This window comes from Gordonia sp. CNJ-863 (genome assembly GCF_001942325.1).
Lineage (GTDB): Bacteria > Actinomycetota > Actinomycetes > Mycobacteriales > Mycobacteriaceae > Gordonia > Gordonia alkanivorans.
Map to the genome: position 1 here is coordinate 1 of NZ_MKKG01000085.1, position 1,228 is coordinate 1,228.

1 protein-coding gene is annotated in these 1,228 nt (G+C 67.1%); it reads right to left on the reverse strand.

Annotated elements, in window-relative coordinates:
- Nucleotides 1-137 precede the first annotated feature (137 nt).
- Nucleotides 138-1,228: conjugal transfer protein (locus tag BJF87_RS23750; protein ID WP_139319589.1), on the reverse strand; the 1,091-nt coding region annotated here is incomplete at its 5' end.

A 1,228-nucleotide genomic window follows, 5' to 3' on the forward strand; every position in this document is an offset into this window, starting at 1 on the left:
TGATGACGTCGCCGGTGAGGTTGTTGAAGGTGTCGATGAGCCCGTCGGCCAGAACGATCTGGGTGGCTGTCTCGGTGATCATGAGGAGTCCTTTCGCATGTGGAGTGGTCGGTGATGGGTTGATGGGAAAAGGGGGGTTATCGAGGTCCCAGATCGATGCCGCCGGGGCCGAGTAGTGATCCACCACCGCCGCCGGATGACGGTGTTGAGGTGGGGGCAGAGGTAGAGCCGCGCGGGCTGCTCGGCTCGCTGGTCACTGTGGGCAGGACGTCGTCAGAGCCCGCCTCGTCATCACCGCCACCGAGGCCGGAGTCAGAGGTTGGTTCGCTGCTGGCGGGAGCAGAAGTCTCCGCGCCGGTCGGAGTGTCGGTGTTCTCGTCCTCCTCGCCGGCCAGCGAGGACGCGACGTCTGATCCGTTGACGCCGGCCGCCGGGGCGGGGTCGAGTGCGCTGACTTCCCAGCGGCCCGCGCGTGCAGCCATCGTCAGGGCATAGGCCCCAGTGAGTGCATCTGTGGAGCTGGCGGTCCCGGGTGGTTGTTGGGAGATGGTGAGCAGCAGTCGTGCTCGTTGGCCATCAGCCGGGGTCTCAGCAGAGTCCCCGAGGGACTTCTGCGTGCGGGCTCCGATGACGGAGATGGAGGCGTACGGGGCCGGGGTGATCGCACCGAGGCTGGTTCCAGGGCTGGTGAAGCGGGTGACGTCGCCGTCACCGGTGAGCATGGCTGAGAGGAATCCTTGTGCGGCGGTGACGATCGCGGCGTTAGAGCTGAGCTGGTTGGAGTAGTCGAGGTTGACTGTCAGGCCGGTGGAGGGTGCCGGTACCGCGGCGGGCATCGCCATCGCGCGCACCCCTTTGTCTGACACCACCACTGGCACCTGGAAGTAGCGGCGGGTTGCGGTGTCAGCGCCAGCGGGGGTGACTTCGGCGGACACGGTCACCGCGTAAGCGTCGGCGCCGTCGACCCCAGACACTTCACGCACTCCGGCGATGTGGGTGTCGGCGGACTCGTAGAGCGCTTGCGCCGGCAGCGCGCCGGTCCCGGCATCCACGTCGACGAAGCGTTGCAGCGATCCCTCGTCACCGCGGTGGGTGGTCAGCCAGGCCGAGACGAACTGCTGGGCGAGGTCACTGGCTGCGAACTGGGCGGTGTTATCGACCGCTGACACAGCAGGCGGCGCCACTACTTCTGGGGCCGCTGATGATCCGCCGCTGAGGTACAACGCGA